The organism is Pseudomonas sp. Pdm06 (assembly GCF_014851795.1).
GTDB classification, from domain to species: Bacteria; Pseudomonadota; Gammaproteobacteria; order Pseudomonadales; family Pseudomonadaceae; genus Aquipseudomonas; species Aquipseudomonas fluorescens_AA.
On record NZ_JACVAH010000006.1, the window covers coordinates 199,196 to 225,033 of the forward strand.

General features: G+C 57.5%; 29 protein-coding genes. 10 read left to right on the forward strand and 19 right to left on the reverse strand.

Annotated features, from left to right (window positions below):
* Positions 1-106: 106 nt before the first annotated feature.
* Positions 107-595, forward strand: a complete 489-nt coding sequence (locus tag IB266_RS12565; RefSeq protein ID WP_192261373.1) for a GFA family protein — start codon at positions 107-109, stop codon at positions 593-595.
* A gap of 123 nt (positions 596-718) precedes the next feature.
* Here the strand turns inward: IB266_RS12565 and IB266_RS12570 are convergent, their stop codons facing one another.
* Entirely contained in the window at positions 719-1,324 is a 606-nt protein-coding gene (locus tag IB266_RS12570) for a tRNA-(ms[2]io[6]A)-hydroxylase (RefSeq protein ID WP_060741958.1), read from the reverse strand.
* A gap of 178 nt (positions 1,325-1,502) precedes the next feature.
* Between IB266_RS12570 and IB266_RS12575 the strand changes: the two genes are divergently transcribed.
* Complete coding sequence (locus tag IB266_RS12575) at positions 1,503-2,366, forward strand: universal stress protein (protein ID WP_192261374.1); 864 nt, start codon at positions 1,503-1,505, stop codon at positions 2,364-2,366.
* A gap of 186 nt (positions 2,367-2,552) precedes the next feature.
* Here IB266_RS12575 and IB266_RS12580 read toward each other — a convergent pair whose 3' ends face one another.
* Positions 2,553-3,023: a DUF1289 domain-containing protein gene (locus IB266_RS12580; RefSeq protein ID WP_060741956.1), complete on the reverse strand. Its 471-nt coding sequence runs from the start codon at positions 3,021-3,023 to the stop codon at positions 2,553-2,555.
* Between the two features lie 406 nt (positions 3,024-3,429).
* On the opposite strand from IB266_RS12580, the gene acnB reads away from it, so the two are divergent.
* Positions 3,430-6,039, forward strand: coding sequence for a bifunctional aconitate hydratase 2/2-methylisocitrate dehydratase (acnB, locus tag IB266_RS12585; RefSeq protein WP_192261451.1), 2,610 nt, complete (start codon positions 3,430-3,432; stop codon positions 6,037-6,039).
* A 260-nt stretch (positions 6,040-6,299) separates the two neighbouring features.
* Here acnB and IB266_RS12590 read toward each other — a convergent pair whose 3' ends face one another.
* The 8 genes from IB266_RS12590 to IB266_RS12625 form a co-directional block, all read right to left on the reverse strand.
* On the reverse strand, positions 6,300-7,580 hold the full coding sequence (locus IB266_RS12590; protein WP_192261375.1) for a serine/threonine transporter: 1,281 nt from the start codon (positions 7,578-7,580) through the stop codon (positions 6,300-6,302).
* Positions 7,581-8,071: 491 nt separating this feature from the next.
* Positions 8,072-8,923: a DNA cytosine methyltransferase gene (locus tag IB266_RS12595; RefSeq protein ID WP_192261376.1), complete on the reverse strand. Its 852-nt coding sequence runs from the start codon at positions 8,921-8,923 to the stop codon at positions 8,072-8,074.
* A complete protein-coding gene (locus tag IB266_RS12600) occupies positions 8,884-9,111 on the reverse strand; it encodes a Com family DNA-binding transcriptional regulator (RefSeq protein ID WP_318646592.1) in 228 nt (75 codons plus the stop codon). Before IB266_RS12600 ends, IB266_RS12595 begins: the two co-directional genes overlap by 40 nt.
* On the reverse strand, positions 9,087-9,596 hold the full coding sequence (locus tag IB266_RS12605) for a DUF4376 domain-containing protein (RefSeq protein ID WP_225613508.1): 510 nt from the start codon (positions 9,594-9,596) through the stop codon (positions 9,087-9,089). The genes IB266_RS12600 and IB266_RS12605 overlap by 25 nt, the downstream gene beginning before the upstream one ends.
* Positions 9,590-10,534 (reverse strand): glycine-rich domain-containing protein, encoded by a 945-nt coding sequence (locus tag IB266_RS30710; RefSeq protein ID WP_225613509.1) that lies wholly within the window; start codon positions 10,532-10,534, stop codon positions 9,590-9,592. Before IB266_RS30710 ends, IB266_RS12605 begins: the two co-directional genes overlap by 7 nt.
* Positions 10,534-11,079 carry a phage tail protein I gene (locus IB266_RS12615; RefSeq protein WP_192261377.1) on the reverse strand — a complete coding sequence of 182 codons (546 nt, stop codon included), beginning with the start codon at positions 11,077-11,079 and terminating at the stop codon, positions 10,534-10,536. The genes IB266_RS30710 and IB266_RS12615 overlap by 1 nt, the downstream gene beginning before the upstream one ends.
* Positions 11,072-12,193, reverse strand: coding sequence for a baseplate J/gp47 family protein (locus IB266_RS12620; protein WP_192261378.1), 1,122 nt, complete (start codon positions 12,191-12,193; stop codon positions 11,072-11,074). The genes IB266_RS12615 and IB266_RS12620 overlap by 8 nt, the downstream gene beginning before the upstream one ends.
* Positions 12,177-12,554, reverse strand: a complete 378-nt coding sequence (locus IB266_RS12625; protein WP_192261379.1) for a GPW/gp25 family protein — start codon at positions 12,552-12,554, stop codon at positions 12,177-12,179. The genes IB266_RS12620 and IB266_RS12625 overlap by 17 nt, the downstream gene beginning before the upstream one ends.
* A 98-nt stretch (positions 12,555-12,652) precedes the next feature.
* Here IB266_RS12625 and IB266_RS12630 point away from each other — a divergent pair, with 98 nt between their 5' ends.
* Positions 12,653-13,528 carry a hypothetical protein gene (locus tag IB266_RS12630; protein ID WP_192261380.1) on the forward strand — a complete coding sequence of 292 codons (876 nt, stop codon included), beginning with the start codon at positions 12,653-12,655 and terminating at the stop codon, positions 13,526-13,528.
* Here the strand turns inward: IB266_RS12630 and IB266_RS12635 are convergent.
* Genes IB266_RS12635 through IB266_RS12655 form a run of 5 tightly spaced genes read right to left on the reverse strand, consistent with a single transcriptional unit; the run spans position 13,525 to position 18,704 of the window.
* Positions 13,525-14,058 carry a phage baseplate assembly protein V gene (locus IB266_RS12635; protein WP_192261381.1) on the reverse strand — a complete coding sequence of 178 codons (534 nt, stop codon included), beginning with the start codon at positions 14,056-14,058 and terminating at the stop codon, positions 13,525-13,527. The genes IB266_RS12630 and IB266_RS12635 overlap by 4 nt on opposite strands.
* Entirely contained in the window at positions 14,055-15,107 is a 1,053-nt protein-coding gene (locus IB266_RS12640) for a phage late control D family protein (RefSeq protein WP_192261382.1), read from the reverse strand. Before IB266_RS12640 ends, IB266_RS12635 begins: the two co-directional genes overlap by 4 nt.
* The gene (locus tag IB266_RS12645; RefSeq protein WP_025214311.1) at positions 15,095-15,301 is read right to left on the reverse strand and encodes a tail protein X; all 207 of its coding nucleotides are present in this window, start codon (positions 15,299-15,301) and stop codon (positions 15,095-15,097) included. Before IB266_RS12645 ends, IB266_RS12640 begins: the two co-directional genes overlap by 13 nt.
* Positions 15,301-16,182 carry a phage tail protein gene (locus IB266_RS12650; RefSeq protein WP_192261383.1) on the reverse strand — a complete coding sequence of 294 codons (882 nt, stop codon included), beginning with the start codon at positions 16,180-16,182 and terminating at the stop codon, positions 15,301-15,303. Before IB266_RS12650 ends, IB266_RS12645 begins: the two co-directional genes overlap by 1 nt.
* Positions 16,182-18,704, reverse strand: a complete 2,523-nt coding sequence (locus IB266_RS12655; RefSeq protein WP_192261384.1) for a phage tail tape measure protein — start codon at positions 18,702-18,704, stop codon at positions 16,182-16,184. Before IB266_RS12655 ends, IB266_RS12650 begins: the two co-directional genes overlap by 1 nt.
* 21 nt (positions 18,705-18,725) lie before the next feature.
* Between IB266_RS12655 and IB266_RS12660 the strand changes: the two genes are divergently transcribed.
* The gene (locus IB266_RS12660) at positions 18,726-18,986 is read left to right on the forward strand and encodes a hypothetical protein (RefSeq protein ID WP_092349438.1); all 261 of its coding nucleotides are present in this window, start codon (positions 18,726-18,728) and stop codon (positions 18,984-18,986) included.
* A 59-nt stretch (positions 18,987-19,045) separates the two neighbouring features.
* Here IB266_RS12660 and IB266_RS12665 read toward each other — a convergent pair whose 3' ends face one another.
* Complete coding sequence (locus IB266_RS12665) at positions 19,046-19,360, reverse strand: phage tail assembly protein (RefSeq protein ID WP_192261385.1); 315 nt, start codon at positions 19,358-19,360, stop codon at positions 19,046-19,048.
* A gap of 158 nt (positions 19,361-19,518) precedes the next feature.
* Between IB266_RS12665 and IB266_RS12670 the strand changes: the two genes are divergently transcribed.
* The gene (locus IB266_RS12670) at positions 19,519-19,812 is read left to right on the forward strand and encodes a hypothetical protein (protein WP_192261386.1); all 294 of its coding nucleotides are present in this window, start codon (positions 19,519-19,521) and stop codon (positions 19,810-19,812) included.
* Positions 19,813-20,138: 326 nt separating this feature from the next.
* On the opposite strand, the gene IB266_RS12675 is transcribed toward IB266_RS12670, so the two are convergent.
* Entirely contained in the window at positions 20,139-20,504 is a 366-nt protein-coding gene (locus IB266_RS12675; protein WP_192261387.1) for a DUF6124 family protein, read from the reverse strand.
* A gap of 265 nt (positions 20,505-20,769) precedes the next feature.
* Here IB266_RS12675 and IB266_RS12680 point away from each other — a divergent pair, with 265 nt between their 5' ends.
* The 4 genes from IB266_RS12680 to IB266_RS12695 all read left to right on the forward strand — a co-directional run bounded on the left by IB266_RS12680 (position 20,770) and on the right by IB266_RS12695 (position 23,843).
* Complete coding sequence (locus tag IB266_RS12680; RefSeq protein WP_192261388.1) at positions 20,770-21,060, forward strand: hypothetical protein; 291 nt, start codon at positions 20,770-20,772, stop codon at positions 21,058-21,060.
* Between the two features lie 602 nt (positions 21,061-21,662).
* Positions 21,663-22,544: a FitA-like ribbon-helix-helix domain-containing protein gene (locus tag IB266_RS12685; protein WP_192261389.1), complete on the forward strand. Its 882-nt coding sequence runs from the start codon at positions 21,663-21,665 to the stop codon at positions 22,542-22,544.
* A gap of 140 nt (positions 22,545-22,684) precedes the next feature.
* The gene (locus tag IB266_RS12690) at positions 22,685-23,173 is read left to right on the forward strand and encodes a hypothetical protein (RefSeq protein ID WP_318646593.1); all 489 of its coding nucleotides are present in this window, start codon (positions 22,685-22,687) and stop codon (positions 23,171-23,173) included.
* Between the two features lie 79 nt (positions 23,174-23,252).
* Positions 23,253-23,843 (forward strand): hypothetical protein, encoded by a 591-nt coding sequence (locus IB266_RS12695; RefSeq protein WP_192261390.1) that lies wholly within the window; start codon positions 23,253-23,255, stop codon positions 23,841-23,843.
* A gap of 9 nt (positions 23,844-23,852) precedes the next feature.
* On the opposite strand, the gene IB266_RS12700 is transcribed toward IB266_RS12695, so the two are convergent.
* Positions 23,853-24,770 carry a hypothetical protein gene (locus IB266_RS12700; RefSeq protein ID WP_192261391.1) on the reverse strand — a complete coding sequence of 306 codons (918 nt, stop codon included), beginning with the start codon at positions 24,768-24,770 and terminating at the stop codon, positions 23,853-23,855.
* Positions 24,771-25,069: 299 nt separating this feature from the next.
* Entirely contained in the window at positions 25,070-25,738 is a 669-nt protein-coding gene (locus IB266_RS12705; RefSeq protein ID WP_192261392.1) for a hypothetical protein, read from the reverse strand.
* Positions 25,739-25,838 lie beyond the last annotated feature (100 nt).

Genomic DNA, 25,838 nt, shown 5'->3' on the forward strand with positions numbered 1-25,838 from the left:
GCGGGCTTGCTCGCGAAGGCGGTCGCATGGCCACCCTCAATTCGACTGTCAAGACACAGATTGTCTAGGCTGTACTGAGTCATTTCCAATCCCACTGGAGGTTCCCATGCAGCTCGAAGGATCCTGCCACTGCGGCGCCGTATCGTTCAGCCTGGCCTGTGCCCATCCCTACCCTTACCAGCGCTGCTACTGCTCGATCTGTCGCAAGACCCAGGGCGGCGGCGGTTATGCGATCAACCTGGGGGGCGATGCCCGAAGCCTGAAGGTGCACGGTCGCAAGCACATCTCGATCTACCATGCACGGCTCAAGGACGAAGGCGATAAACGCGCCCACCGCAGCAGTGCCGAACGGCATTTCTGCTCCCTGTGCGGTTCGGGGTTGTGGTTGTTCAGCCCCGAATGGCCGGAACTGGTGCACCCGTTTGCCTCAGCCATCGACACACCGCTGCCGGCCCCGCCGGAACACACCCACTTGATGCTTGGTTCCAAGGCACCGTGGGTGGAGATCGAGGCGCATAAGGGCGATCAGCGGTTCGATGTCTACCCCGAGGAATCCATTGCCCAGTGGCATGAACGCCTGGGGCTGGTCACTTAGAGATGCAGTGCTGCATAAGGCCCCATCGCGAGCAAGCTCGCTCCCACATTGGACTTGGAAAGTTCACCAATCCCCTGTGGGAGCGAGCTTGCTCGCGATGGCGTCAGTACCGGCACCTCTGCACTATCGAGCCGGTACACCACTGTGGAACCGAAACTCCACATCCGGCGATTCGATCAACTCGCGCTCGGCCTCACGGACCTTGTCGATCACCTGGGCAATGTCCTTGGCGTCGCCGTACTGGTAGGCCAGTTTCAGGTAACCCTGGAAATGCCGGGCTTCGCTTTTCAGCAAGCCGAAATAGAACTTGCCCAGCTCCTCGTCCAAGTGCGGCACCAAAGCTTCGAAGCGCTCGCAGCTGCGGGCTTCGATGAAGGCACCGACCACCAGGGTGTCCACCAGTTTGACCGGTTCGTGGCTGCGTACCACCTTGCGCAGCCCCGAGGCATAACGCCCGGCAGAGAGCTGGCGCAAGCCGATCTTGCGTTTTTTCATCAGGCGCATGACCTGCTCGTGATGCACCAGCTCTTCCCGGGCCAGGCGCGACATCAGGTTGATCAGGTCGACGTGGGAATGGTATTTGGCGATCAGGCTCAGGGCGGTGCTGGCCGCCTTGAATTCGCAGTTCTTGTGGTCGATCAGCAACGTTTCCTGGTCGGCCAGCGCGGCCTGGACCCAGGCATCGGGGGTGCGGCAACCAAGGAATTCGTGGATTTCGGGAAGATTCATGGGGCTCACGGGCAAAGGTAGTCGAGCGAAGGGCGCCGATTATACCGGCCTGCCTCCAGACCACCAGCCACCGCCATTGATATGCATCAAGTCGACGACTCACCCATAGCAACTAGACTGCCCCACAACAACTATAGTTGAGCAATGCCAGCCTTTTCATTGCAGGAGAACGCCGATCATGCAAGCCATTCGCAGCATCCTGGTGGTCATTGAGCCCGAACATTCGGAAAGCCTGGCGCTCAAGCGCGCCAAACTGATCGCTGGTGTGACCCAGGCACACCTGCACCTGTTGGTGTGCGACAAAAAGCACGATCACGCCGGCATGCTCGGCGTGCTGAAGGCTGCGCTGCTGGCGGATGGCTACAGCGTGACCACCGAACAGGCCTGGAACGAAAGCCTCTACGAAACCATCATCGACGTGCAGCAGGCTGAAGGTTGCGGGCTGGTGATCAAACAGCACTTTCCCGACAGTCCGCTGAAAAAGGCCCTGCTGACCCCGGCGGACTGGAAACTGCTACGCCATTGCCCCACCCCGGTGCTGCTGGTGAAAACCGCCGGTTCCTGGAAAGACAAGGTGATCCTGGCCGCCGTCGACGTTGGCAATGCCGACGGCGAACACCGCCACCTGCACTCCACCATCATCGACCATGGCTACGACATCGCCCTCCTCGCCAAGGCGCACCTGCATGTAATCAGCGCCCATCCCACGCCAATGCTTTCGTCCGCCGACCCGACCTTCCAGCTCAAGGAAACCATCGAAGCCCGGTATCGCGAACAATGCCGGGCGTTCCAGGCCGAGTTCGACATCGACGACCAGCATCTGCACATCGAAGAAGGCCCGGCGGACGTACTGATCCCGTTCATGGCGCGCAAGCTGCAGGCGGCGGTGACGGTGATCGGCACCGTGGCCCGTTCAGGGTTGTCCGGGGTGTTGATCGGCAACACCGCCGAGGCGGTGCTCGATACGCTGGAAAGCGACATACTGGTGCTCAAGCCGCAGGAGGTCGAGGACCATCTGGTGGAGCTGGCGGCCAAGGAATAAAGCGAATGGGCTTTTTTGTGGCGAGGGAGCTTGCTCCCGCTGGGTTGCGAAGCGACCCTCGCTCTTGATCTAAAAAGTTTCTGGCCCTGAAAAATCCAGGCGTCTGCTGCGCAGCCGAGCGGGAGCAAGCTCCCTCGCCACAAAAGCTCCCGGGCACAAAAGCGCCTTTGCACAAATGGCCAGGGGTCAGCCGCCGATCGCATCCTTCAGGAACCCCGGCGCGATGTACCGCTGGTAATGGGCTTCGGACAGAAGGAAAAACTCCCGATCAATGGCATCGCGCAGGTCCGGCAGGTCCCAATCGCGAAACTCCGGCATCAGCACCATGCCATAGGCCTCCAGGTTGTTGATCACCCGCGCGCCCCGGGCGATCAACTGGTAGGCCCAGCAATATTCCGACTGGTGCGGCACAAAACGGATCTTGCGCGATTCCAGTTGCTGGCGCAGCAACCCGGGGTCGAAAACCTCCAACTTGGCCACCATCACCTGCACCAACAGTTGTTCGAGCCGCATCCACACCGCGCGTTTTTCGTCCTCGTTGTAGCCGTTCCAGTGAATCACTTCATGGTGGAACCGCTTGCAGCCACGGCACACCAGGTCACCGTAGACAGTGGAGCAGAGGCCGACGCAGGGGGTCTTGATGAGCTGGTTGGGCATAAGGAAAAGCACACGCAAAAGCAGGACAGGCTGGCATGTTAGCCCTTTGTCTAAGATTGATCACCCCTCAAACTTGAGCGCCCAACTTACCTTTAATTTTTTTTTCCCGTAGAATCAGCCAGCCTTTTAAGGCGCCAATGTCCGTTAGAAGCTGTTTTCAAAGCGTCACGAGCACAGTCGTTCCTTCAGAGCGGTGTTGGCGAAGGGTCTTTCCAGCGGGGAAAGCCCAACGCCAACCCTCATCAGCTCCCGTTCTGCAGGCGTAAAACTTTGAAAGCAGCTTCTGTGAGGAACTCCGGAAACTCTGGCGTGGTGGCTCAAAAAGCCGCCGACGCGCATGAGTACTGTGGGTTTCTGGATGAGCGTCCCGGACACCCATTTGGGACCACTGATGAGGGTAATAACTGTGCTTGAAGCCTACCGCAAACATATCGAAGAGCGCGCAGCCCTGGGTATCGTTCCCCAGCCGCTTAACGCCGAACAAACCGCAGGCCTGATCGAGCTGCTGAAAAATCCTCCGGCTGGCGAAGAAACCTTTCTCGTTGACCTGATCACCAACCGCGTTCCGCCTGGAGTCGACGAAGCCGCCTACGTCAAGGCCGGTTTCCTCTCCGCCCTGGCCAAGGGCGAGGCCCAATCCCCCCTGCTGGACAAGAAGCGTGCCGTTGAACTGCTCGGCACCATGCAGGGCGGCTATAACATCGTGACCTTGGTGGAACTGCTGGACGACGCCGAACTGGCGCCGGTAGCCGCCAAGGAACTCAAGCACACCCTGCTGATGTTCGATGCCTTCCACGACGTGGCTGAAAAAGCCAAGAACGGTAACGTTCACGCCAAGGCCGTGCTGCAATCCTGGGCCGACGGCGAGTGGTTCAAGAACCGCCCTGTGCTGGCCGACAAGATCAGCCTGCGGGTGTTCAAGGTCACCGGCGAAACCAACACCGACGACCTGTCCCCTGCCCCTGACGCCTGGTCCCGCCCGGACATCCCGCTGCACGCCCTGGCCATGCTGAAAATGGCCCGTGACGGCATCGTGCCTGATGAACAAGGCAAGACCGGCCCGATGAAGCAGATCGAAGAGATGCGTGGCCAAGGCTTCCCGATCGCCTACGTCGGTGACGTGGTCGGTACCGGTTCGTCGCGCAAATCGGCGACCAACTCGGTACTGTGGTTCTTCGGCGACGACGTTCCTTTCGTTCCGAACAAGCGCGCCGGCGGTTTCTGCTTCGGCAGCAAGATCGCACCGATTTTCTACAACACCATGGAAGACGCCGGCGCCCTGCCGATCGAATTCGATGTGTCCAACATGCACATGGGCGACGTGATCGACCTGTACCCGCATGCTGGCAAAGTCTGCAAGCACGGTACCGATGAAGTCCTGACCACCTTCGAAATGAAGACCCCGGTCCTGTTGGACGAAGTCCGTGCCGGCGGTCGTATCCCGCTGATCATCGGCCGCGGCCTGACCGAGAAGGCACGCGCCGAACTGGGTCTGCCAGCGTTCGACCTGTTCAAGAAGCCGGAAGCCCCCGCTGAAAGCACCAAGGGTTTCACCCTGGCGCAGAAGATGGTCGGCAAGGCTTGCGGTCTGGCGGAAGGCCAAGGCGTGCGCCCGGGTACCTACTGCGAACCGAAGATGACCACCGTGGGTTCCCAGGACACCACCGGTCCGATGACCCGTGACGAACTGAAAGACCTGGCGTGCCTGGGCTTCTCGGCTGACCTGGTAATGCAGTCCTTCTGCCACACCGCGGCCTATCCGAAGCCGATCGACGTGACTACCCACCACACCCTGCCTGACTTCATCATGACCCGCGGCGGCGTTTCCCTGCGTCCGGGCGACGGCATCATCCACTCGTGGCTGAACCGCATGCTGCTGCCAGACACCGTGGGTACCGGTGGTGACTCGCACACCCGTTTCCCGATGGGCATCTCGTTCCCGGCCGGTTCCGGCCTGGTCGCGTTCGCCGCTGCCACCGGCGTCATGCCGCTGGACATGCCGGAATCGATCCTGGTGCGCTTCAAAGGCAAAATGAAACCTGGCATCACCCTGCGTGACCTGGTTCATGCCATTCCGTACTTCGCCATCCAGAACGGTCTGCTGACTGTCGAGAAGAAAGGCAAGAAAAACGCTTTCTCCGGCCGCATCCTGGAAATCGAAGGCCTGGAAGGCTTGACCCTGGAACAGGCTTTCGAATTGTCCGACGCCTCGGCCGAACGTTCGGCTGCCGGTTGCACCATCAAGCTGTCGAAAGAGTCGATCACCGAGTACCTGCAATCGAACATCACCCTGCTGCGCTGGATGATCGGCGAAGGCTACGGTGATGCACGTACCCTGGAACGTCGCGCCCAAGCGATGGAAGCCTGGGTCGCCAACCCGCAACTGATGGAAGCCGATGCCGACGCCGAATACGCCGAAGTCATCGAAATCGATCTGGCCGACATCAACGAGCCTGTGCTCTGCGCGCCAAACGATCCGGACGATGCCCGTCTGCTGTCCAGTGTTGCTGGCGAGAAGATCGACGAAGTGTTCATCGGTTCGTGCATGACCAACATCGGTCACTTCCGCGCCGCCGGTAAACTGCTGGAGCAGGTCAAGGGTCAGCTGCCAACCCGTCTGTGGCTGTCGCCGCCGACCAAGATGGACGCTCACCAGCTCACCGAAGAAGGCTACTACGGCATCTACGGCAAGGCCGGTGCACGGATGGAAATGCCAGGCTGCTCGCTGTGCATGGGTAACCAGGCGCGCGTCGAGCCGAACTCCACCGTGGTGTCGACCTCGACCCGTAACTTCCCGAACCGTCTGGGTGACGGCGCGAACGTCTACCTGGCTTCGGCCGAACTGGCGTCCGTGGCTTCGATCCTGGGTCGCCTGCCGACCGTCGAGGAGTACATGGAATACGCCGGCAAGATCGACAGCATGGCAGCGGACGTGTACCGCTACCTGAGCTTCGACCAGATCGCCGAGTTCCGTGAAGCGGCTGCAAACGCCAACATCCCGGTCGTTCAAGCGTAAAGCTTAAAACGCCCGACTGAAAACGCCGCCCTTCTTGCGAGGGGCGGCGTTTTTTTTATGCCTGTCATTTCGATGCCAGCCGAACCACCGCTATCGCGAGCAAGCTCGCTCCCACAGGGGATTTGGGGTGATTGCAATTTCCATGAACATCCCAAAACCAGTGTGGGAGCGGGCTTGCCCGCGAAGACGGCGGCACATCCAACATCCCTGCCAGTTGAACCACCGGTTTCGCGAGCAAGCCCGCTCCCACAAGGGGATGGTCAGGCCATCAGGGAGTAGACCAACGCCGTAATCGCCACCAAACCCACCAACACAACGAAGACGTTGGAGGCCTGGCCGCGATAGCGGGCCATGGCCGGGACTTTGCGGATGGCGTACATCGGCATCAGGAACAGGATGGCTGCGATGACCGGGCCGCCCAGGGTTTCGATCATGCCCAGGATGCTCGGGTTGAGGGTGGCTACGATCCAGCACACCACCAGCATGAACGCTGCGGTGAGGCGGTCCAGGGTCTTGGGTGCCGGACGGCGGCCGCTCTTGACGATCAGGCCCTTGAGGCCTTCGCTGGCGCCGATGTAGTGCCCCAGGAACGACTTGGAAATGGCGACAAACGCAATCAACGGCGCGGCAAAGGCGATGGTCGGGTTGCTGAAATGGTTAGCCAGGTACGACAGGATCGACAGGTTCTGCGCCTTGGCCTCGGCCAATTGCGCCGGGGTCAGGGTCAGCACGCAACTGAACACGAAGAACAGCACCATCACCACCATCAGCACATGGGCGCGCGACAGGATCTGCGAACTGCGCTCCTCGGCGTTGCCGCCGTAGCGACGCTTCTGGTCCACCGCAAACGCCGAGATGATCGGCGAGTGGTTGAACGAGAACACCATCACCGGAATCGCCAGCCACAAGGTATGCAACAACGCCGAAGGTTCCGGCGGCGTCGACGCCGTGCTCAGGATACCGCCGCTCCAGTGGGGAATCAGGAACACCGCCAGAAACAGCAGCGCCACGATGAACGGGTAGACCATCAGGCTCATGGCCTTGACGATCGCCTGCTCGCCGCAACGGACCACCGCCAGCAGGCCGAGGATCAGCACCAGGGACAGCACGGCCCGAGGGGGCGGCTGGATGTGCAACTGATGTTCCAAGAAGCTGCCCACCGTGTTGGTCAGCGCCACGCTGTAGATCAGCAGGATCGGGAAAATGGCAAAGAAGTACAAAAGCGTGATCAGCGCACCGGCCTTGAGGCCGAAATGCTCTTCCACCACCTCGGTGATGTCCGCGCCGTCGCGACCGGACAACACGAAACGGGTCAGGCCCCGATGGGCATAGAACGTCATGGGGAACGCCAGCAACGCCAGGATCAGCAGCGGCCAAAAGCCACCCAGGCCCGCATTGATGGGTAAGAACAGAGTGCCGGCACCGATGGCGGTGCCAAACAGACCCAGCATCCAGGTGGTGTCCTGGCGACTCCATTGGCTGAGGGTGGCTGGGGCTGTCGTTTCAAAGCGCTCTTCGACGCTATTGGCCTGATCATTCATCCGGTCGGATCTCCGCTTTCCGGTCACATGCACCCGGCCGGGACGAGTCGGAAAACCCCGACAGGCAGCGCCCTGGCCGAAACAGGGGCGCGATTGTCCGGGATTCACGAGCAGAAGCAAAGACTTAGCTGAGGAGCGGTTATGCGGATCAGATCGCCGCAGTGGATTGTCCCTGTATTTCCCTGCATCCCCTGTGGGAGCGAGCTTGCTCGCGATGGCGCCGGTCTGTTCACATCGATGCAAGCGGATCCACCTCTATCGCGAGCAAGCTTGCCCCCACCCTTGGATATTGGATCGGAGTACAACCAGCGAGACAGGCCGTCTGTCAGGCTCCCACACAAAGGCACCACGGCAACCGAAATTGATGCCGAGCGCGAAAAACTCGGACTCTGGCGCGAGGTAAATAGGGTTTAGGTTTTTTGCGGCTGGTGCAAGGGAATTTCAGAACTGAGGTGGGTAGGCAGCGAGATGATGTCCTCGCTGCCTTGTTGTTAGCCTGCTGTGATTAGTTTTTCGGCAATCCATTGCGCGATTTGCGTAACGACGGCGTTTCCGGCAGCGAAAGCCTCTGCAAGGTTGGCCGCATCCAGTCCGAGGCAAAGCCCATCATTTTCAGACGTTCGCTGCCGCTCAGCCATCTGATGCCATCCGTTCGGGTGAGCGATGAAAGTTGTACAGCCCATAGCGATTTGTGAGCCTGCTTTGTTTGCCAATAGAGTATTGGCAGCCCATGCATCCGCTGGCCGTGGCCATTGGATCTTGCTAGACGCTGGAGGTATTGCTTCCACTGGCGCAGCGTCAGCCAGCAGCTCGATGGGGGGCATTCGTCGATGACCTGCGACCAGGAATATGCGGCGACGTTGCTGGGGGACTCCGAAATATTGAGCATTAAGCACTCGCCAGCATCCCACATACCCGCATTGCGCAAGGGCCCCGATGACTGTTTCAAAGTCTTGGCTATCGTTGATAGCGAGCAGGTTAACGACATTCTCAAGCACCACCCAGCGAGGTTGTGTCTCTTTGAGGATTCGTATGACTTCCCAGAACAGACCGCTTCTTTGGCCGCGCAGGCCTCGGGTGTCTTTGTTGTTGGGTCTTGAGCCGGCAATGCTGATGTCCTGGCAGGGGAATCCGGCGGTGAGGACATCGACGGGGCTGAGATTGTGGGCGCCGCAGCGGCGGACGTCTTCGAACTGGGTGGCATGTGGAAATCGGTCGGCAAGGACAGCCCGGTTGGTGGGGTTGAGTTCCACTTGCCAGGCGGTTCGGTAGCCTGCGTTTTCGAATCCGACATCAAAACCTCCTATGCCTGCGAACAGGCTTCCAATGGTGGGCTGGGGCATGTCTGCTCTTTTGTGGGCAGATGCTCAGGGCATTCGGATAGGAGGCTCGGGGCCTTCAGGTGATTGAGTGTCCGGCAGCGCGGGCACTTGATTTGTAGTTCGGTGAAACTGCGAACGGTGGCGAGTTTGCGGTGGCACTCGCCACAGCGTATTTCCTGCATGGTTATGTCCCCTGCGCCGCGGGCCATCCGTGGTCGAGCATGTCGACCTCGTAGGTGCCTTCTGCCAGTGCTGTCAGCAACTGGCACTCGCGGTCGAAACTGGCTTGAACATGCGTGCGTACCGCGGTGGCGATGTCGATCAGTTGGGTGGCCGTTAGCGTGACCGGGCCGCTTAGGGCTTTCCAAACACACACGTAGGTTGGGTCGATGACGGCCGATAGCGCCGCGGCTGTGATTAAGGCTTGGCTGTCGCGGTGGGTATCGATATTCACGCCGTTGACGGTGATGCCTGCTGTTTCGTGCTGGTAGCGCACGCGGGCGATGTGTGCGGCATGGTCAATGGGCGTTTCACGTTTAGCCGTGAATATTCCATCCACATACTGCATGCCTGGCCGTGTGTCGTCAGGACAGGTTATCCATACAAGGGATGGCGGGAATCTGTCTTGCGGGTCTATGTTCGTCACTTCGGCGACTGTTGCGTTTTCTATTCGTGCCCAGGTGCTGGTTACCATTGAATGGTCACCTGTCCATCTGCGCCATCAGGGGCGGCGCCGCCGCCTCGTCCTCCGCCCCCATGTCCAGGAGTCAGAGGCTTTACATCGTCTGTCCACGAAGGCCCCGACGATCCGCCACCGCCAGCGCCACCGAGGAAAGTGGTACTGGCGGAGCCACCAATCGCGTGGCCGGCCATCCCAATACTATGGTTCTCGTCGCCACCATGACCCCTTCCCCCGTATGGTCCTTTTCCGTTGATTAAGCCACCACCGCCCCCCGTGGCCGCTATGGTCGTACCGAATGACGAGGTGCCACCGCCGGTGCCTGTTCCCCCGTCAACTAAAGCGCCGATACCGCCTGCGCCCACTGTGACTATCACCGACGCTTTGTCACTGACATCGTAAAATCTTCGAGCTATCCCGCCACCAGAACCACCGGAGGGACCTGGGAGCGTTGTAAGTCGCGCGCCACCGCCACCTGCGCCGATGACCTCTACCCAGACTTTGGTTACTCCAGAGGGCACTTCCCAGGTGTAGACCCCCGGCACTTTATAGACCTGCCGCCCCCGGAACGGGAACATCGCCGCGAGCATCTTAGGCGTCACGATTGCGCGGTTGTCGGTGCCGGCTCTGACCATGGTGGAAGTTGCGATCCGCGCGATGCCTGAGGTGCTTGTGGTCGCCTGAACGACTTTGGCGCCGATCGCTTGGAACACTCTGAGAGCGTTCATGGGTTTGTTGGTCTCAACCCCTTTTTCTGCTTCCTGCTGGCTGGCAAAGTTAATGCCTGAGCCGTCGAGGAAAGACTCTATTTTTTTCTTTAACCAGGACGTTCGGTTCGCCAATTGCTTGGCTTGTTGATTCGATATGCCCTCCGGCCCGCCTAGTACGGGATCGGAGGTTTCGAGCTGGTACACACCGGGTGCCCAATCTTGAGACTCGGGTAAATCGGCCATTAGCTGCTCCCATGGTTGTATTGGCCGTCGTAGCACGCGACTGCGTTGTAGCGGATGGCGACGGATTGATAGTCGAGCGACACCAGGCGACAGCGCGCCGGGGCGACGGAAAGAAGTAGGCGGCGCAGGAGCATCGCCTGGTCGTTGGTGATGACGCGCTTTAAAACGACCCGGTATAGCGACCAGATGGAGGGCTCGGTGCTTGGCTGCGCTTGTATCCCTTCCAAGAGGGTGACCTCGCCGAAGCCCAGCAGGCGGATGACTTCTCGGATTGCCCACGGTGTGCCTTTGAAGCGATGCAGTTCGCCGGCGCCTTTGATCAACTTGCGTTTGGCTTCTTCGGACTCGGCCAACTGCCAGGCGGCTTCGTCCAAGAGTGAGAACTGGTCGGCCAGGATTGGAAGTAGTGAGGGTTTCACTAGATCGATCAGGTAGACCAACATCACGTTGAGATCGAGGTCATCCAAGGCTTGGTTAAGCAGTGCACACAGCAGCGCGAAACGTTCATCGCCGGCCAATGGCGGCGGCAGCGGTTGTTCAGTCATGGGCCACTCCGGCGTCGATCAGTTGTATCTCTGAACAGTTTGCCCAGTCGTTGCCCTGCAACTCCCGTGGAGCTGCGGGAAGCAATAGATGGGCACGGTATACGCCGGTGACCTGAAGCAAAGCGGTGAGTTGTTCTGGCACCAGGTCGCGACCAAGACTGGCACGGCATTCGTCGGCATAAGCTCGTGCGGCGGCCTGCGCGGTGGCCATGGCGACACTTCGGTCCGAGTGGGCATAGAAAGTAATGTTTGCCTTGATTTGATAGGCGATCTCTGTGGGTGACCGCGCGTTGACCGTGTCGCACAGAGGGCGGAGTTTTTCACCACTGATTTGGTTCTCGATGCGTCGGAGTAGATCGTCTGTTGGCAAGCCAGAGGTGGTCAGCGGGAACAGCGCGACGTGGCCATCGGGCTGGCCTTCATCTGGGCCCTGCACGGCGACGTCGACGATAGATTGGTGAACGGCCAGGGTGTGGTAGCGATAGGCTGCCCGGCTTCCCGCGTTGCTGAAGGCTTCGGGGGCCAGGATGATGCGCTCGCGGTAGCGGTCATCGTCTTCATCTTGGGCACCGTGAGCGGTGACAGTCGTGTTGCTTGCGGTCAGACCCGGCGCTGGCGCGTTGCCGAGTAAGCTGATCTGCCCGGCGGTCCAGCCGTTGCCTTGCTCGCCAGTCGTCAGGCAGGTCGCGGTAACGGTTATGTGGGTTTGACCGACCGCCAACACCACGTCTCGATCGGTGATGAAGGTGAGCTTGGCATCTTGGGCACTGACCCGAGTACCGGTTGGGATCAGCAATGGCTGCGTCACGGCTGCGGGCATGGTGAAGCGGATGGTGCAACGGGCGGCTTGGGCCAGCAGTCTGGGTGTAGCGACCAGTTCGCCGAGGTAATCGAGGATCGGGCCGCGGGCGAACCGCACCAGCAGTTGCTCGCCGGCATGTTGGATGCTCATCTGTAACCGGGATACCGCGTAGGCAATCTGGTCGATGTACAACCGTTCGATCTGGGCTGGGTACAGGGTTTTGCCGGACTTCTGCTCATAGCGGGCGATGAGCTGGGCTTCTAGCGCGGCGGGGTCTATTTTGAGGAATTCGGGTTTAGGTAGTTCGCGCATAAGGCACCTCGGTCAACTGGGGAACCTCCCCGGCTACGCGCCATTTCACCCGCACGGTGATCTGCGCCGCGTGAATCTGGATTTGCACTTGCACTACCGAGACGCGGGGTTCCCATTGGCGAATCGCGTCGACGGCTTCGCGGACCAAGTGCGGTGTGACGCGGTTAGTGGGCCAGTCGAGGTACAGGTGCAGGTTGCTGCCAAACTCTGGGCGATGGGGATCGCTACCCTTGGGCGTGCAGAGGATGATGCGGATGGATTGGTCGATGTCGCGCAGGCCCTCGACGACCTCGCCGGAAGTACCGATGGTGGGCTGCCAGTTGGCTGCGGTGATGTGGGTGTACGAGATGGGCTTGGTCATGCTGCCCATGGTGCAGAAAGCGAACGACGCAGGCTTTTAATCGAATTTAAAGAGAGGCAATATCCAAGTCCCTCCCTGGTACTCAAGAAGGTCATGGAATGAGCCGATTTCTTCTCTATATAGATATCTTAGGGTTTTCCGAAATGACTCGGGCAGAGCCTCGGAAGGTTGCAAGGGTCTACTCGATTCTTGATACGCTCAACGCTCACCATCAAACAAACTTCAGCACTATCGTTTTTTCAGACACTATTTTGGTCTACAACACAGCAGATGCGGACACTGATCCTGTGCGAGAGGATTGTGTGTGGTTGCTGACCGAATTCGCTGAAGACCTTCATCACCGGCTGACTGGGCAAGACATCTATTTTCGGGCCGTCTTGGTCGAAGGAGATTTCACTCATTACAGACTGGATAATGTTGAGTGCTTCTTCGGCGGTGCCTTAATCGACGCGTACAACGCAGAGAAAGGGATCCCGTCGCTAGGCCTTTTCATGAGTACAGAGTGCCTTAAATACAATAGGTTTTTTCGTACTGCTTCGTTCAGTGACAATTTTGAGTTTGTTTATCTCAACCGAAGCCTGGAAGACCTGAATAATTTTTCCCGTGGCTCCTATCCTTTTGACCCTAAACTGCCCGGGGATGACTACGCACCCAACGTACCTTGGCAAGTACGTTTTTTGAAGGATATCCACCATCAAATGCGCTCTCATAAGTCTCCGCTCGTACGAGTGAAGTTTTTAACTGCTTGGGATTTCTATTACAAACGCTACCCGGAAATGCTCCAGGCGCTCGTAGAGCAACATTTTGACCTTTCCGCGCTTGGCCCTATCGGTCAATGGAAAGACCTGGAGGCGGCTATGGAGAAAGACATTAAGTATTTCAAACGTATCGGCAGCGGTACTCCGCTTTCACTGGCTCTCACAAAAACGTACAAAAAAAAGAAACCCTTAGGTGGTACCACTCCCAAAGTTTAATGCGAATGGTGATTCGAATTTCCTCCTGCATCCAGGACAGTTCCTGTTGCATAGAGATCGCCCTTCACCTGCAGGTCACCATTCAACGTGACCTGCGCGATATCCAACGTCGCCGAAGGTGCTTTCACCACTACGGGACCACCTGCTTCAATCGTGATGTTCCTTCCACACTTCAGCACCAACGCCCCTACGCAATCCAACGTCATCACCCCGGCCTCCCGGTCATACGTCGAAACCGTCCCATCACTAAACCGCACATAATCCGTGTCCTCATCCCCAACCGGTGGCGGTTCGGCGGTTGAATAGATCCCGCCCAGGTAAACACCATCCACCCCATCCGCATCAAGCAACACCGCAACCTGTTCGCCCAGTTCGGGCATGAGTGGGCGGCGTTTGGTGCCCTGGGTATTGCGTTGAGGGATATTGAGCCAATAAGTCTGAAGACCATCGCGGTCGTCCAGGCGGACGCGGATGCGGCAGCTTGGGTAGTCGATGGCGCTGACTTCGCCGTAGGCCAGATCGATGCTCATGGGGTTTGCTCTTGATTGGTTGTGCGGACGCGGCAAACGTGTTTGTCGACGGTGTAGCCGCCAATACGGGTGATGCGGTGGTGGGATGAGGTGATGAGGTAGCGGCCGCCGAGTTGGCCGGCCGCGGCCAGGGTGACGACGTTGCCGCTGACTAGGTTGGGTCGGCCCATGGCCGCCCAACTGCCGGTGGTGCGTTCGCGGTTGGCTTTGGCCTGTTCTGCGTTGGCTTTCGCTTTGGATTCTTCGGTGGAGGCGCTGCGTTTGCGACTTTTTTGGGTGTCGCCGCTGGTGGTGGTTTTGCTGATGCTGCTGGGCACGGCGACGGTTTCGCCGTTCTCGATTTTGTAGGTAAGCAGTTGTTTGCTGGCGGGGTCTTTGTGTTTGAGCTCGATGGCCTGGGGGACGTTTTTTATTTGGTCGCGCAGGTTCACGCGGCTTAGGTCCTGGAGTATCAGGGTTGCTACCGGCGCGGCGTTGGCGAGCTGGCTAATGGCGTGAAAGACCAGGCGTTGGCCGGTGATTTTGAAGGCGTAGTCGTACTCGGCGGCCAGATTGCGCAGGAAGGTCAAGTCGGCGTCTTGCTGGGTCAGTCGATCGAGTGGGATCGGTTGGATGTTGCCAATCAGCTGCAGGCCTTGGCGGGTGGCGATTTGCTGGGCGATAGCGGCCAGTGTGGTGTTTTCGTAGGCGTGGTGTTGTGTGGTGCGCAACGCCGTTTTGATGCCGGTGGCCAGGCCATGGAGTGTGATGGTCGAGGGTGGGCAGTTGAGTTCGATTTCGTCGATTTCGAAACGACCGAGGGCGCGCAGGGGCTGACCCTCCCAGCCGATGGACAGTTCCAGGCTGTCGCCGTGGCCTGGGTACCATTGGTCACGCCACTGGCCTTGTGTGTCTTCCAGCTCGACCGCCAGGCTATCGGCCTGGCCGGTGAGGTAATCGGTGTAGGACAAAGACAGCAGGTGCTGGCTGACGTTACGGGTGATGTTGCGCTGCTGGTAGATAAGTACAAAGCGCGCCTGTGGCACTTGCTGGGGAATCATCGCATCCATGGCGGCAGATCTTCTGTGGTGGGCAGCGGTTGCAGTACAGGGATAGCGAGGGTCAGCCCTGCGGGCAATATGGCGCTGATGGGCACGTGGGGGTTGGCCTGGACGATCGGCAAATAACGGTGGGCGTCGCCGTAATACCGCCAGGCCAATTGGTCCCAACGTTCGCCCTCGGTGGTGATATGCGCGATAAACATCAGGCCCTCCGGGTCAAGACTTGCGCGGCCAGCCCCGCCAATCGGGTGTTGGCCGCATCCATGGTGCTGAGTGCCTGGTCCAGCGCTTCTTGGGACGCGGAAAAGCGATCGAGGATGTTGTCCAGGTCAACAGGGTTCAGGCTGGCGCGTGCGCCCATGACGCTGCCCAGCACTTGCTCGCCCAGGCGGGATAAATCTGAGCCGTGGTCGAGCACCCCCGCGACGGTGGCTAACCCTTGCAGCGGCTCGATGACTCGCGCCGTGATGCCGAGTAGCTGCGGCACTTGGCCCAGGATCATGGCGGCGTTACCGTCCTTGACCGTGTGATAAAGGCTTTGGCCCGCCTTGAGCATGTTCGCTGCCGTTTTCGCATGGGCGATCACCTTTTGCGTGGTGCTGGGTGATGGCGTCACGCGGGTGATCCAGCCAGGTGAACCGCTATTGGCGGCTGACGTACCGCTCAGGGTGGCGTCGAGTAAGCCGGGGTGCGCGACTTTGCGCGTAAAGGTGCCGGTGTATTCCGCCAGATTGAGTTGCACAGTGGCCGCTTTGGTCTGCCCAGTCGCGGTGGCACGCCGCAGGGTGTTGCTGATGTGCCTGATGACATAGGCCCCCAGGTACTCGCCACTGCCCATGACGAACGCCAACGGCTGATGTTGGCTTTTGGCCTGGCGTAACGCCCGTAGGCGTTCTTCGGGGTCGCCGAGCATCGGGTGTAACTCGATGGTCAGGTTGCATTCATCCAGGCCATCGCCCATCCACTCCAATAACGGCTTGCCCTGGATGCGCGCATGCTCGGCCCAGTCGGCTGAGGCGTTGTGTTCCATGCCGCTGATACCGCCTGCGACGGTGAATTCGATATCGCCCAAGATGGCAAACATTAGGCGGTGACCTCATCGGCGGGGCCGTAACTGCGGCGGCGTTTGTCGTGCAGGTAGCGCTCCATCAACCGCACCCATTCGGCATAACTGGCGTGCAAGCCTTGGTTGATCTGGTCCATGCCGGCACCGCTGGGCAGGTTGATCTGAGGCGAGAAATGGAAGGTCATTGGGCCCGCGAATTCAGAACCCGCGACGGCTGACCTTCGGCCAGTGCCGCCCATCATGCTGGCCTGGGTCACCTGCGCGGGATTGGGCGGCGCCATATCCACCGCGCTTTGTGCGGCCATGCCGAGCGCGGCCTGACGAACCAAGCCTGCCTGGGCGCGGATACCGAGGGCTGCACCTTCGCTGATGTTAGCGCCGTAACCGATGAAAACCCGGCTGGGGGACTCGATGCCCAAGGTTTCGGTAAACCAGCCCTTAACGGATAACCCAATGCCCACGACACTGTCTTTGAGGGCCCCGGCCATGTTGCTGATGCCGTTGACCAACCCCGTGACCAGCAGGCCGCCGAACTCGGTGAACGTGCCCGGTAGCTCAATGCCCAAGTAAGTCATGACACTGGCAAAAGCGCGATAGAACCACCCGACCGGAGAGAAATTGACCAGTAAGCCGACGATGCCGGACAGACCGCCGCTAAAGCCAGTGGTGACCTCGGCCCACAGACCGGTGAAGAACGCTTTGATCGGCGCCCAGTGCCGGTAAATCAAATACGCCGCCAGCGCGATGCCGGTGATCAACAACCCAATGGGATTGAGCATCAATGCTCGGCCAAGCCATAGGACGGCTTGCCCGGCGAGCTTTAACCCGACCAACAGCGTACCGCCGAGCATCTTGCCCAAGAACAGCGCGCCGCGGGCGACCTTGAGCAACCCGCCGCCAATACGGCTTAGCCGCGTGATGAGCGGCGCGAATTTACCCGTCTGCCACAGGCCACGGAGCAACGCCCACTTGGCAGACAGTGCGGTGATGGTGGTGGTCATGGCCACGAACGGTGCGATGACCAGTTGGGCGCCGTAGGCCACGCCGATGAAGGCCAGTTTGCCGAGCAGCAGGCCCCCCACCAAGCCGACCACGCCGCGAATAAGATCTGGGTGCTGTTCTGACCAGGCCGAAAACGAGCGCATGAGCGGCACCACGGCGCGGCTGACGTCGACGATGGCGGGCAATAGCGCGCTGCCGACTGAAAGGCCGATGTCGGTCAGGTTGTTGCGCAGCTCTTTCAATTGCTCTTTGGAACTGCCCATGCGCTTGGCCCAGTCCTGATCGAGCAGGCCTTGGTCGGCGGCGCTTTTGCTGCCTTGTTCGATACTGGCCAGATTCTGTTGATTCGCCAAGGCGGGCCGGATAAAGGACAGGACTTGCTGGTCGGCGAATAACGCGCCGAGCTTATAGGCTTCATCGAGCCGGGCCAGCGCCGTCTGCCGTTCTTGTTCATCTTTGATGTTCAGCGCTTTGCCGTACTCGGCGGCTGCGGCCGGGGCTTTTTTGCCCAGGTGGGCGGTGAGGATGTTGAGCATGGCCTGCGCGGGCGACAAACCCTCGCTGACCAGGTTTTTCATACTGCCCTTTAGATCGATGCCAGCCTTTTCAAAGGCTTTTAGCGTCTCTGGCGCGGTGAGTTTTGAGAGGAAGTTTTTGTAGTTATTGGCGGCCTCATCGTTGCTACCGGCCCCGCGCCGTGCGATTTGCAGCGAGGCGCCGATCTCGGCCACGGCGCGCTCGCCGGTAATGCCCAAGGCAGCGAACTGAGGCGTGAGCTGCGGCAGCCATTTGGCCATGTCGGCCAGTTCGAACTGACCGCTTTTACCGGCAAACGCCAGCATGTTCATGGCGCGCTCAAGGCCTGCGGCACCGATGCCCAGGTTGTCGTTGAGCGCGATGGCGACCGAGCCCAGATCCTTCATGCTGGCGCGGGTGGCGGTGGCCGCTTTGGCCATGACCGGGGCGTATGCGGTGAGCTCTTGCAGGTTGTCGAGGCCGCCGGCGATGAGGATGGCGGTGCCGTTGGCGATGTCGGTTTGGGTCTGGTTCCACCTGAGCGCCGCACCACGCATGGCCGCGCTCAGGCGCTGTTCTTGCGCTGGGTTGAAGCCGCCGGTGATGGCGATGTCGCGGGTCTGGTCCTGGAAATCGACCGCTGTATTGAACGACTTCATCACGGGCGCGCCCAACGCTACACCGGTACCGATGACCTCCATGGCCTGACCGCGCAGCTCACGGCGGTTGCCCTTGAGCACCGCACCGCGCTCGATGCTGGCTGTGAGGCTGTCTTGCTTGGCTTTGAGTTGGTCGATGGCGTTGCCCACCGACTGGTACTGGCGGCGCAGCTGGACAAGGCCAGTGCCGCCGCGTGCCAGGGACGCCGACAGCGCGTTGCCAATGGTCTGCTGCTTGGCAGTGAGACCATCAGTGGCCCGCCCGAGCTGCTGCACGGTAGATTTGGCTGAGCCGAAGGCTGCATTGAAACTGCCTGAAACAACCCCACCGATTTTTAACCCCAACAGGACTTCATTCGCCATGGATCTTGCTACGCTTTGGGCATGATTGAAAAAGCCGCGCTACGCACCGCCCACACTGTTTACGCACTGACCATCGGCGCCGGTGTGATTGGGCTTGCCTGGCTGTGTCTGGTGCATTTGCCGTTATGGGCGGCGGTGTTGGCGTTCTGTTTTGGGCTGCCGTTGCTGGCTTTGATGGCTGCCCCTTTTGCTGCGGGCGGCGCGTTACTGGCCGGCTTGGTGGTGAGCGTTGTAACGCTGATCAGCCACTGGCTTTGTCGGCCAGTTCGAGCCGACGATTGATCTCTCGTTCACACACCGCCACCCAGCGCCAGTACTCCAGCATGTCGAGCTGGGCGATCTCAGACGGCTGCATCCTGAGCACCAGCAACAGGGCTTCGTCCCAGGACTGCAGCAAGGTCACGTGCGGCTGCCATTTCCCGCAACACCTCGGTGGCTAGCCGGGAGTCGGCGATGTCGAATTCGCCGAGGTCTTCGAGCGTGATGCTGAGCATCTTGGCGACGAGCAGATCTTCCATGGCGCCTTCATCTTTGGTCACCGCTTGAGCCGCGGTGATGTCTTTGCGTTTGAGGCGTTTGATGGGCAGCGTCGAGATCAGCTCGCCGCTGGCGCTGTTGAAGGGGAATTTGAGGATGAAGTTGAGTGCGTCGGCCATCGTTATGCTCCAGGTCGATCAGTGGGATCGGTTGCTCGTCGTTGAGCCCTGATGGTGACGGTGCGCTTGGATACTGGCTTTTAATCGGATTTAAAGAGAGGATTCAGGCTGCTTTGGAAGACGGCAACCAGACCCGATACACAAGGAGAAATGGAATTATGAGTGAGTCGAACAAAGAAAAATTTAATGATTTGATTACTCAGATAATGAGCAAACTGATCAATGCTTGTCCTACACCTATTGGCTTGAGTCCGGAGGATTTCGGCTTTCCATCAGGTCATGTGGACGCTCAATCGATGTTTTACGAGCAGTCACTAGAGGAATCATTTCTGAACGACTGCATTAAGTGGCTCAAAGATGAAGAGCTTATCCGAGGGAATTCGGAATACGTGGTGACCGGCCACGGTCTGGAGGTGTTCGATAGCCTACCCGACTGTCTGAACACGCGTTGATCACCTACGATCATTCCCGTCGCTGCGGGAATGATTATCCTCGCTACGACCGGAGACCGGATGGAAGACGAAATCACAATTGAAATTGACGGCGTGCAGCACACCGCTTTGTACAGTGTGTTCAATGACACCTTAACGGTGTCGCTGCCTGACGGAAGCCAACGTTCCACGGAGCTTCGTGGGCTTAGCCCAGTCAGTGCCGCGAGGGTTCACCTGCGTGCTTACGTTGGCCGTGTTGCTGAACAGAAGAGGCAAGAGACCCTGTAGTTCTTGCTGATCTTCTGTTGTGAGGGCGCTTGCGGCGCCCCCGCAACATTACCTGGCGACTACCCAGGTAGTTTGTGGTTATCCAGTACTCGATTGACCGCTAACTCACCCAACATGATGACCCGTTGCAGCACCAGCATCGTTTGGCGTCGTGGGCCGTCCGTCAAATCGGTGAGGTCGCTGACCATCACACTGGCGGATGCCAAGGATTCGCACGCCTCAACGAGCAACGTTTCGTCATCCACCGCTGCGTCGATGGTGAAGATCGTGCTGGGCTTGCGGGGCTGTATCTGCGTTTTCGTTGCCCCGGGGTTGAGGTAGTGCTTGAGCGCGCGGTCTGCCGCCTCTTTCAACTTTTCGGGGTCGAGAGAGTCGCCGTAGAGTACCGAGTCGATATCCGGGGGGTTCGGAGTTACTTTGAACATAATTGACAATTCCTACATTGGAGCTGCAACCGTTCTCGACTAAAAGAAGGGTGGCGGCTGTACGCAGGTTAGTCGACCGGTAGGAATTGGCAAAACCCGGCGCGCCCTAGGACGCCCTGCGCACAACCACCATTTAGTGCAGGAATATAATGACCTGACTGAACGGTGCTCAAGCACCTTACCAAACCTGATGGGCGACTAAACCCGACCACTGATGGGCAGTGGCAGGTAAACGATAGAGGTCAGGGGCAAAGCGCACAAGCCGGTGGATTCTGACGCATGCGTAAGTAAGGACGCAAGGTTTCGTAGCCTTTTGGGCGTCATATGGAATGTATTTAAACGTGTCGCGCTGGATATGTTTACAGCAATTAAACGGGGCGAGTTTTCTTCGTTATCTCTTGAAATTGTATTGTTGCAAATACAGCGTCTTATGGGACGCTCCGGCCTCATCGATATTAAACGAGATCATGCTGTAGATAATACGCTGGCGGATGCTTTGAGGAATTTACCTACATTTGCCCGCAGCAACGACGTGCTTTCTCGGCAGAGGGTTTGAGGTTGGAGATTGTTGTCTTGGGCGACTGGCTTCGGCCCTCGACCGCTCTTGATGGGTTTTGAAGGCTGCTTGGCGGAGGGAGGCAGCTGTACGAGGTCTCCAGCAAAGAGGCCGACCTTGATGCAGTCGGCTGAACCCTCGCACAGCCACCATAAGTAGCCGGTTGGCTAAAAAGATGGCCACTGCACGCCGGAGTAGACCGGAGAACTGGGCATCGCCAGAAAGCCTAGGGGCCTGGCGTACAGCGCCATCAAACATCGGGCGGAGCGACCTGTTCTTCATCAGAGGCACCTTAAGTACTACTGCAGGCCGCTCCGCCCGGTCACCGTGAGCGGTGACGGGGAATACGATACCTTTGGGGCTATGGATGCGCTGCCGGGGGATTCTGTGGTGGTTGTAGGGAATGGCGCTGAAAGATGTAGCCCCCCGAATTCTTGAAGATCGATCCGTCCGAATTTCAGCGCTTCAGAGCTTGTCCTTTGGGAGAAAATGTCGGATAGTGTCAATTCGCCCTCAAAACGAGGGCTTTTTTTCGCAAAATATGACTTCATTTTGTAGTCAAAATGAAGTCATTGAGGCGCAAACATCTAGGAGAGACTGTTATGGCGAGAATAAATATCCGCGAGTTACCAGATCACATTCACCAGGCGATTAGTGAATCCGCCGTCAAAAACAATCGATCCACTGAAGGTGAAGTCCGTTCGATACTGCAAAGCTACGTATCGAGCTTAGAAGCTAAACCGGCGATAGCCGAAACCTACCGTCAGGCTTGGCAGAAGGGCTTTGGGTCTCGCCTGGATCAGCTGTTAGCTTGCGTGCGCAGAGATCAAGTTTTTCCGATCACGGAGCCTCAAAGCATCGCTGACATAGCACGGGCTATTGGCGAAGAATCGCCTGCGAATTTCCTGGACTGCTTGGACGGCCTTAGCTCGCCAACCTTTGACATGTTGGATCGTATCGTTGCTTGGTCCGGCGGGTCCCATAGTTGGTTACTGAGCGGCATGGGCACGGTCTTTCCTGTCGAAAACATCGGCAATAAATATCAAGATTTTTTCCTATACGACCGGCACAGCAAAGACGTCACCTTTTACCTACTACGCGTTTGTGGAGGTCGCTCTGATGGGATGCTTTTGTGCATTCGGCACGACAGGGCAAGACAAACCTATTCCAGTGGCTATATTTCCGAACACTTTATGCTTAAGGAAGGGATGGGCTCTGGGGGAAGCGGCAATCTCAACAGTTTTATTCGCTTCCTGAAAACGAACTGTGGCAACCGCGTCCTGAGAGCCTATAACTATGAAGAAAGCGAGATGAATACGCAGCAAGGCGCCCATCATCCCCTGTATTACCTACGCTTAGCTAGCCAGGCTGATTGGTTGCGCAAGCTATTCAGTGGGGAAGACCCTGCTAATTGGCTGGCTGGATATTCGCCTCTATGGAAGGATATGAATGAATTGCCGTTTGGCAACGGTGAGACTGAGTGAGATCAGGTGGTAGCCAATCTGACGTATCGTCTTGGCACTGCATACGCGATCGCCCTTATTAATGTGCTGTCCCGCGACCGCAAACCCTGAGGCACCCTGCTGACCATCAAAGAGGCTCAGATTTGGCTAGGCTCCCACATGTGATTGATATCCAAACCAGTGTCGATTCTATCAATGCTGAGATATTTGAAGTCTTACGTGATGCAAAGGTGCTTGCCCGGCGTTACTACCGGTTAACGGGCAAGCTGTTAGGCATCACTGGTGAGGTGGCCGAATTCGAAGCGGCGACAAAGCTTGGCTTGGATCTGCATTGCGCCAGAAAGGCTGGCTTTGACGCCACCGAATTTAGAAATGGGTGCCCGGTACGTATTCAGATTAAAGGCCGGTGCGTACCGAACCCGAGCAAAATGGTCGGTCGGTTAGGCGCGATTGATTTGGTCCAACCCTTCGATTCAGTGCTGTTGGTGTTGCTGGATCCTGATTTCAACGCTTTTGCTATGTACGAGGCCAGCCGCGATGTGGTGGTTACAGCGCTGACAAAGCCTGGGTCAAAAGCTCGCAATGAGCGTGGTTCGCTGGGGATCAGGCAGTTCATCGCCATAAGTGCGCCGCGCTGGTTGCGCGAATAGAGATCATCGACACCCCGCTACGATACGTCTACCGTCAAACCTGCCGAACCGTGCAAAAAACTCATTCAAGGGGAACGATATGAGCGTCGAGGAACAGTGGGGAAATCTTCTGACGCCTGCAGTGATGCAGGAGCGAATGATTGCTGTATCGCTGTACATAACGGCCTATGAAATGCTTAAAGAATCAATCATTGGTCGTTTAAAAGATTTCTACTGCATCGGTTTTGATGCCGATGGTATAACCACCTCGCCAGATTACGATCTCAAGGTACTTGCTCTTCATAAAAAGAGAAGCCCTCTTTATGCATCATTAATATGGTTAACGAATATAGGGGCTATTGATCAGGATGACAATGAGGTTTTGGAGCAGCTCAAAGAGCTACGCAACTCATTAGCGCATGAAATGCCTGAAATTGTTTTGAATGGAAAAGACCTTGCACTTACGGAGAAAATGCAAGACGTCATGAACTTGATGCGCAAGGTTGAGGTTTGGTGGATAGTTAACGTCGAGCTCGAAACTGACCCCGATTATGATGGGCGAGACGTCAATCCTGATGAGATTACGCCGGGCCCCATTCTCATGATGCAGATTATGATGATGGTGCTCTCAGGAGATGAGGAGTTGAGAGAGCACTACGAGAGAAATAAGCCAACCTCATCGGAGCTATAGGCCGGCTTTTTAGGCCATGTCATTGGGCTCACTTGACCTAATCAATATTACTGCCCGGGGCAGCGCCGGGGTTTTTTTTGGTTTTTTAGTGTTGCGCTGTTCTTCGGCCTCACGCCTCAGCTCAAGCCCGTCCAACAATTCTTTAGGTAGTAATGACTCAGGGTGTTCTCGCTGAAGTATAAACAACACTTCGGTAAGCCAAATCCGCATTTGAGCTGCCACGTTTCCAGAGGCTCCATACATGAGCGTTGAGATAGGCGTACCAATTAGATTCAGTCCTAAGGCATCTCCGAACTGCTCAAGACAGCAGGTTCCTGTAATTTCATCATGGCCTTTAACTGCACGAACTATGCCTAGTGGCGTACTCCATAAAAGGGTTCCGGAAGGACTGAGATTATTATTGAGCGGAGCGAGACCATCGGCTACCAAGTAGGCGAAGTCGAAGCTTGTACCTACGGGGTAAAAAACACCAAATGTACCGATAGACGGAAGAAGCGCGCCGGATAGCAGATTTGATGGTGGATGAAATGCTCTCGACGCTGAGCTTATGTCTGGGCGATTTGAAAGCAAATCCCACTGTTCCAAGTTAGCACGAAAGCTGTAGGGAGTAGCAGCTGTAATTATTCGAGTGCATCCTAGCGTGTTATCGGCGACTTTTGCCTGATTAAATGTTATTCGGGCAGCACTAGGGTTGCCAACCGGATAATTAATAATCATCACGTCACATAACTCGCAGCGGGGGGTAGCTCGGCCGGCGCCTCGAGACTCATTAAATGTAACTTGGTGCCGGTTGCCGTGGTACTCTTTCGCCAGCACGTCGGGGCCGAGCGAATTGAAGGCGCGAATGAATGCTCGAAATAGCTTAATTTCGCCGGTCTTACCTCGTGACTCCTTATGAAAAGCCTTTTGTAATTTCAACCCACTCATAAACTCTGTCTTCCTTGTTGACTACGTTATGCGCGCACTGGTCAGCGCCTAGCCTCATCGTCTGCGATGGAATACAGACAGTAAGAACTTGTAAGCATGTCCTGTATGTTTTCGATGTCATCCTGCCTCTGCCACCAGCCCATATGGCGTGTCATATTGCCATCGCTCTTGATCAAGAGTAACCCTCTGCCTCAGACTCACGCAAGAGCTGGCTCAGCGAAGGCGGTTTGGCAGAGCACAGCGCTTTGTAGATATTGTGCGGCACTAGAATTTATCGCTATGAAGACCAAGCACTGCAATTACTTAGGATATCCTAGCTCCGTCAGTCGTACATCCAGCTTTCTTAGGTAACTGACTGACGACTTATCATAGTGCTGAAGTAGCTTTTTGGTAAAGTTTTGCGTCCTCAGCTTTGCGTTAAGCGCTTCTGCAAATTCGTCAATGTTTCTGTCTTCAGTGTCGCGATTGATGATATCTTGCTTTACTGTCACGGATCGAGCATAGCACTGAGTTTCGAATGCAAGCTTTTCTATATCAAAGCTATCTTCGCTTCCTGGTGGTGTGCATGGATCAGGGGAAGCGAGATTGTTTACGGGATGGATGTCAATTTCATCTAGATGGATGAGCTGATTTGCCATACTCTTTCCGAAATATCGGGACAACTTGAAATGTTCAGCGATCAACTGTTGACGCCATCCACGATAGAACTCCTTGTACTCGTCCAATGGCCCTTTCGAAAACTCGTCCGATCCCATTTTATCCATTTCCTTTAACAGCTTCGCTAGCGCATTATAGCCGTCGTCTAATAGATGGCTGGTTTCTTGTGCCGTTAATTGGGCACCGTCTAGAAATCTTGATCGGTCCGCTCGTTCATCTTGGTGAGCCTGTTGATAGTTTGTACCTGCAAGGGTAAAAGCAGCCGTCAGCAGTGAAGCCGCCGCGGTCTGCCACCACGATGAGTCAGCCATTAATTATCATCCCGTAATGAGTCACTGGGACTAAATATCGGCTGACGCTCCGGCTTCATGAGTCACTGCTCACCCTGGCTGGCGTAGAGGAGCCTTGAAA

Coding starts and splice junctions, on each gene's coding strand:
- IB266_RS12635 (WP_192261381.1), bottom strand. CDS start 14,058: ATGAGCATCGATCTGGCCTACGGCGAAGTCAGCGCCATCGACTACCCA.
- IB266_RS12665 (WP_192261385.1), bottom strand. CDS start 19,360: ATGGCCGACGCACTCAACTTCATCCTCAAATTCCCCTTCAACAGCGCC.
- IB266_RS12640 (WP_192261382.1), bottom strand. CDS start 15,107: ATGGATGCGATGATTCCCCAGCAAGTGCCACAGGCGCGCTTTGTACTT.
- IB266_RS12575 (WP_192261374.1), top strand. CDS start 1,503: ATGCAAGCCATTCGCAGCATCCTGGTGGTCATTGAGCCCGAACATTCG.
- IB266_RS12675 (WP_192261387.1), bottom strand. CDS start 20,504: ATGTTCAAAGTAACTCCGAACCCCCCGGATATCGACTCGGTACTCTAC.
- IB266_RS12700 (WP_192261391.1), bottom strand. CDS start 24,770: ATGAGTGGGTTGAAATTACAAAAGGCTTTTCATAAGGAGTCACGAGGT.
- IB266_RS12620 (WP_192261378.1), bottom strand. CDS start 12,193: ATGCGCGAACTACCTAAACCCGAATTCCTCAAAATAGACCCCGCCGCG.
- IB266_RS12670 (WP_192261386.1), top strand. CDS start 19,519: ATGAGTGAGTCGAACAAAGAAAAATTTAATGATTTGATTACTCAGATA.
- IB266_RS12685 (WP_192261389.1), top strand. CDS start 21,663: ATGGCGAGAATAAATATCCGCGAGTTACCAGATCACATTCACCAGGCG.
- IB266_RS30710 (WP_225613509.1), bottom strand. CDS start 10,534: ATGGCCGATTTACCCGAGTCTCAAGATTGGGCACCCGGTGTGTACCAG.
- IB266_RS12615 (WP_192261377.1), bottom strand. CDS start 11,079: ATGACTGAACAACCGCTGCCGCCGCCATTGGCCGGCGATGAACGTTTC.
- IB266_RS12695 (WP_192261390.1), top strand. CDS start 23,253: ATGAGCGTCGAGGAACAGTGGGGAAATCTTCTGACGCCTGCAGTGATG.
- IB266_RS12595 (WP_192261376.1), bottom strand. CDS start 8,923: ATGCCCCAGCCCACCATTGGAAGCCTGTTCGCAGGCATAGGAGGTTTT.
- IB266_RS12590 (WP_192261375.1), bottom strand. CDS start 7,580: ATGAATGATCAGGCCAATAGCGTCGAAGAGCGCTTTGAAACGACAGCC.
- IB266_RS12705 (WP_192261392.1), bottom strand. CDS start 25,738: ATGGCTGACTCATCGTGGTGGCAGACCGCGGCGGCTTCACTGCTGACG.
- IB266_RS12645 (WP_025214311.1), bottom strand. CDS start 15,301: ATGTTTATCGCGCATATCACCACCGAGGGCGAACGTTGGGACCAATTG.
- IB266_RS12655 (WP_192261384.1), bottom strand. CDS start 18,704: ATGGCGAATGAAGTCCTGTTGGGGTTAAAAATCGGTGGGGTTGTTTCA.
- IB266_RS12570 (WP_060741958.1), bottom strand. CDS start 1,324: ATGAATCTTCCCGAAATCCACGAATTCCTTGGTTGCCGCACCCCCGAT.
- IB266_RS12580 (WP_060741956.1), bottom strand. CDS start 3,023: ATGCCCAACCAGCTCATCAAGACCCCCTGCGTCGGCCTCTGCTCCACT.
- IB266_RS12605 (WP_225613508.1), bottom strand. CDS start 9,596: ATGGTAACCAGCACCTGGGCACGAATAGAAAACGCAACAGTCGCCGAA.
- IB266_RS12650 (WP_192261383.1), bottom strand. CDS start 16,182: ATGTTTGCCATCTTGGGCGATATCGAATTCACCGTCGCAGGCGGTATC.
- IB266_RS12565 (WP_192261373.1), top strand. CDS start 107: ATGCAGCTCGAAGGATCCTGCCACTGCGGCGCCGTATCGTTCAGCCTG.
- IB266_RS12660 (WP_092349438.1), top strand. CDS start 18,726: ATGATTGAAAAAGCCGCGCTACGCACCGCCCACACTGTTTACGCACTG.
- IB266_RS12625 (WP_192261379.1), bottom strand. CDS start 12,554: ATGACCAAGCCCATCTCGTACACCCACATCACCGCAGCCAACTGGCAG.
- IB266_RS12630 (WP_192261380.1), top strand. CDS start 12,653: ATGAGCCGATTTCTTCTCTATATAGATATCTTAGGGTTTTCCGAAATG.
- IB266_RS12600 (WP_318646592.1), bottom strand. CDS start 9,111: ATGGCCCGCGGCGCAGGGGACATAACCATGCAGGAAATACGCTGTGGC.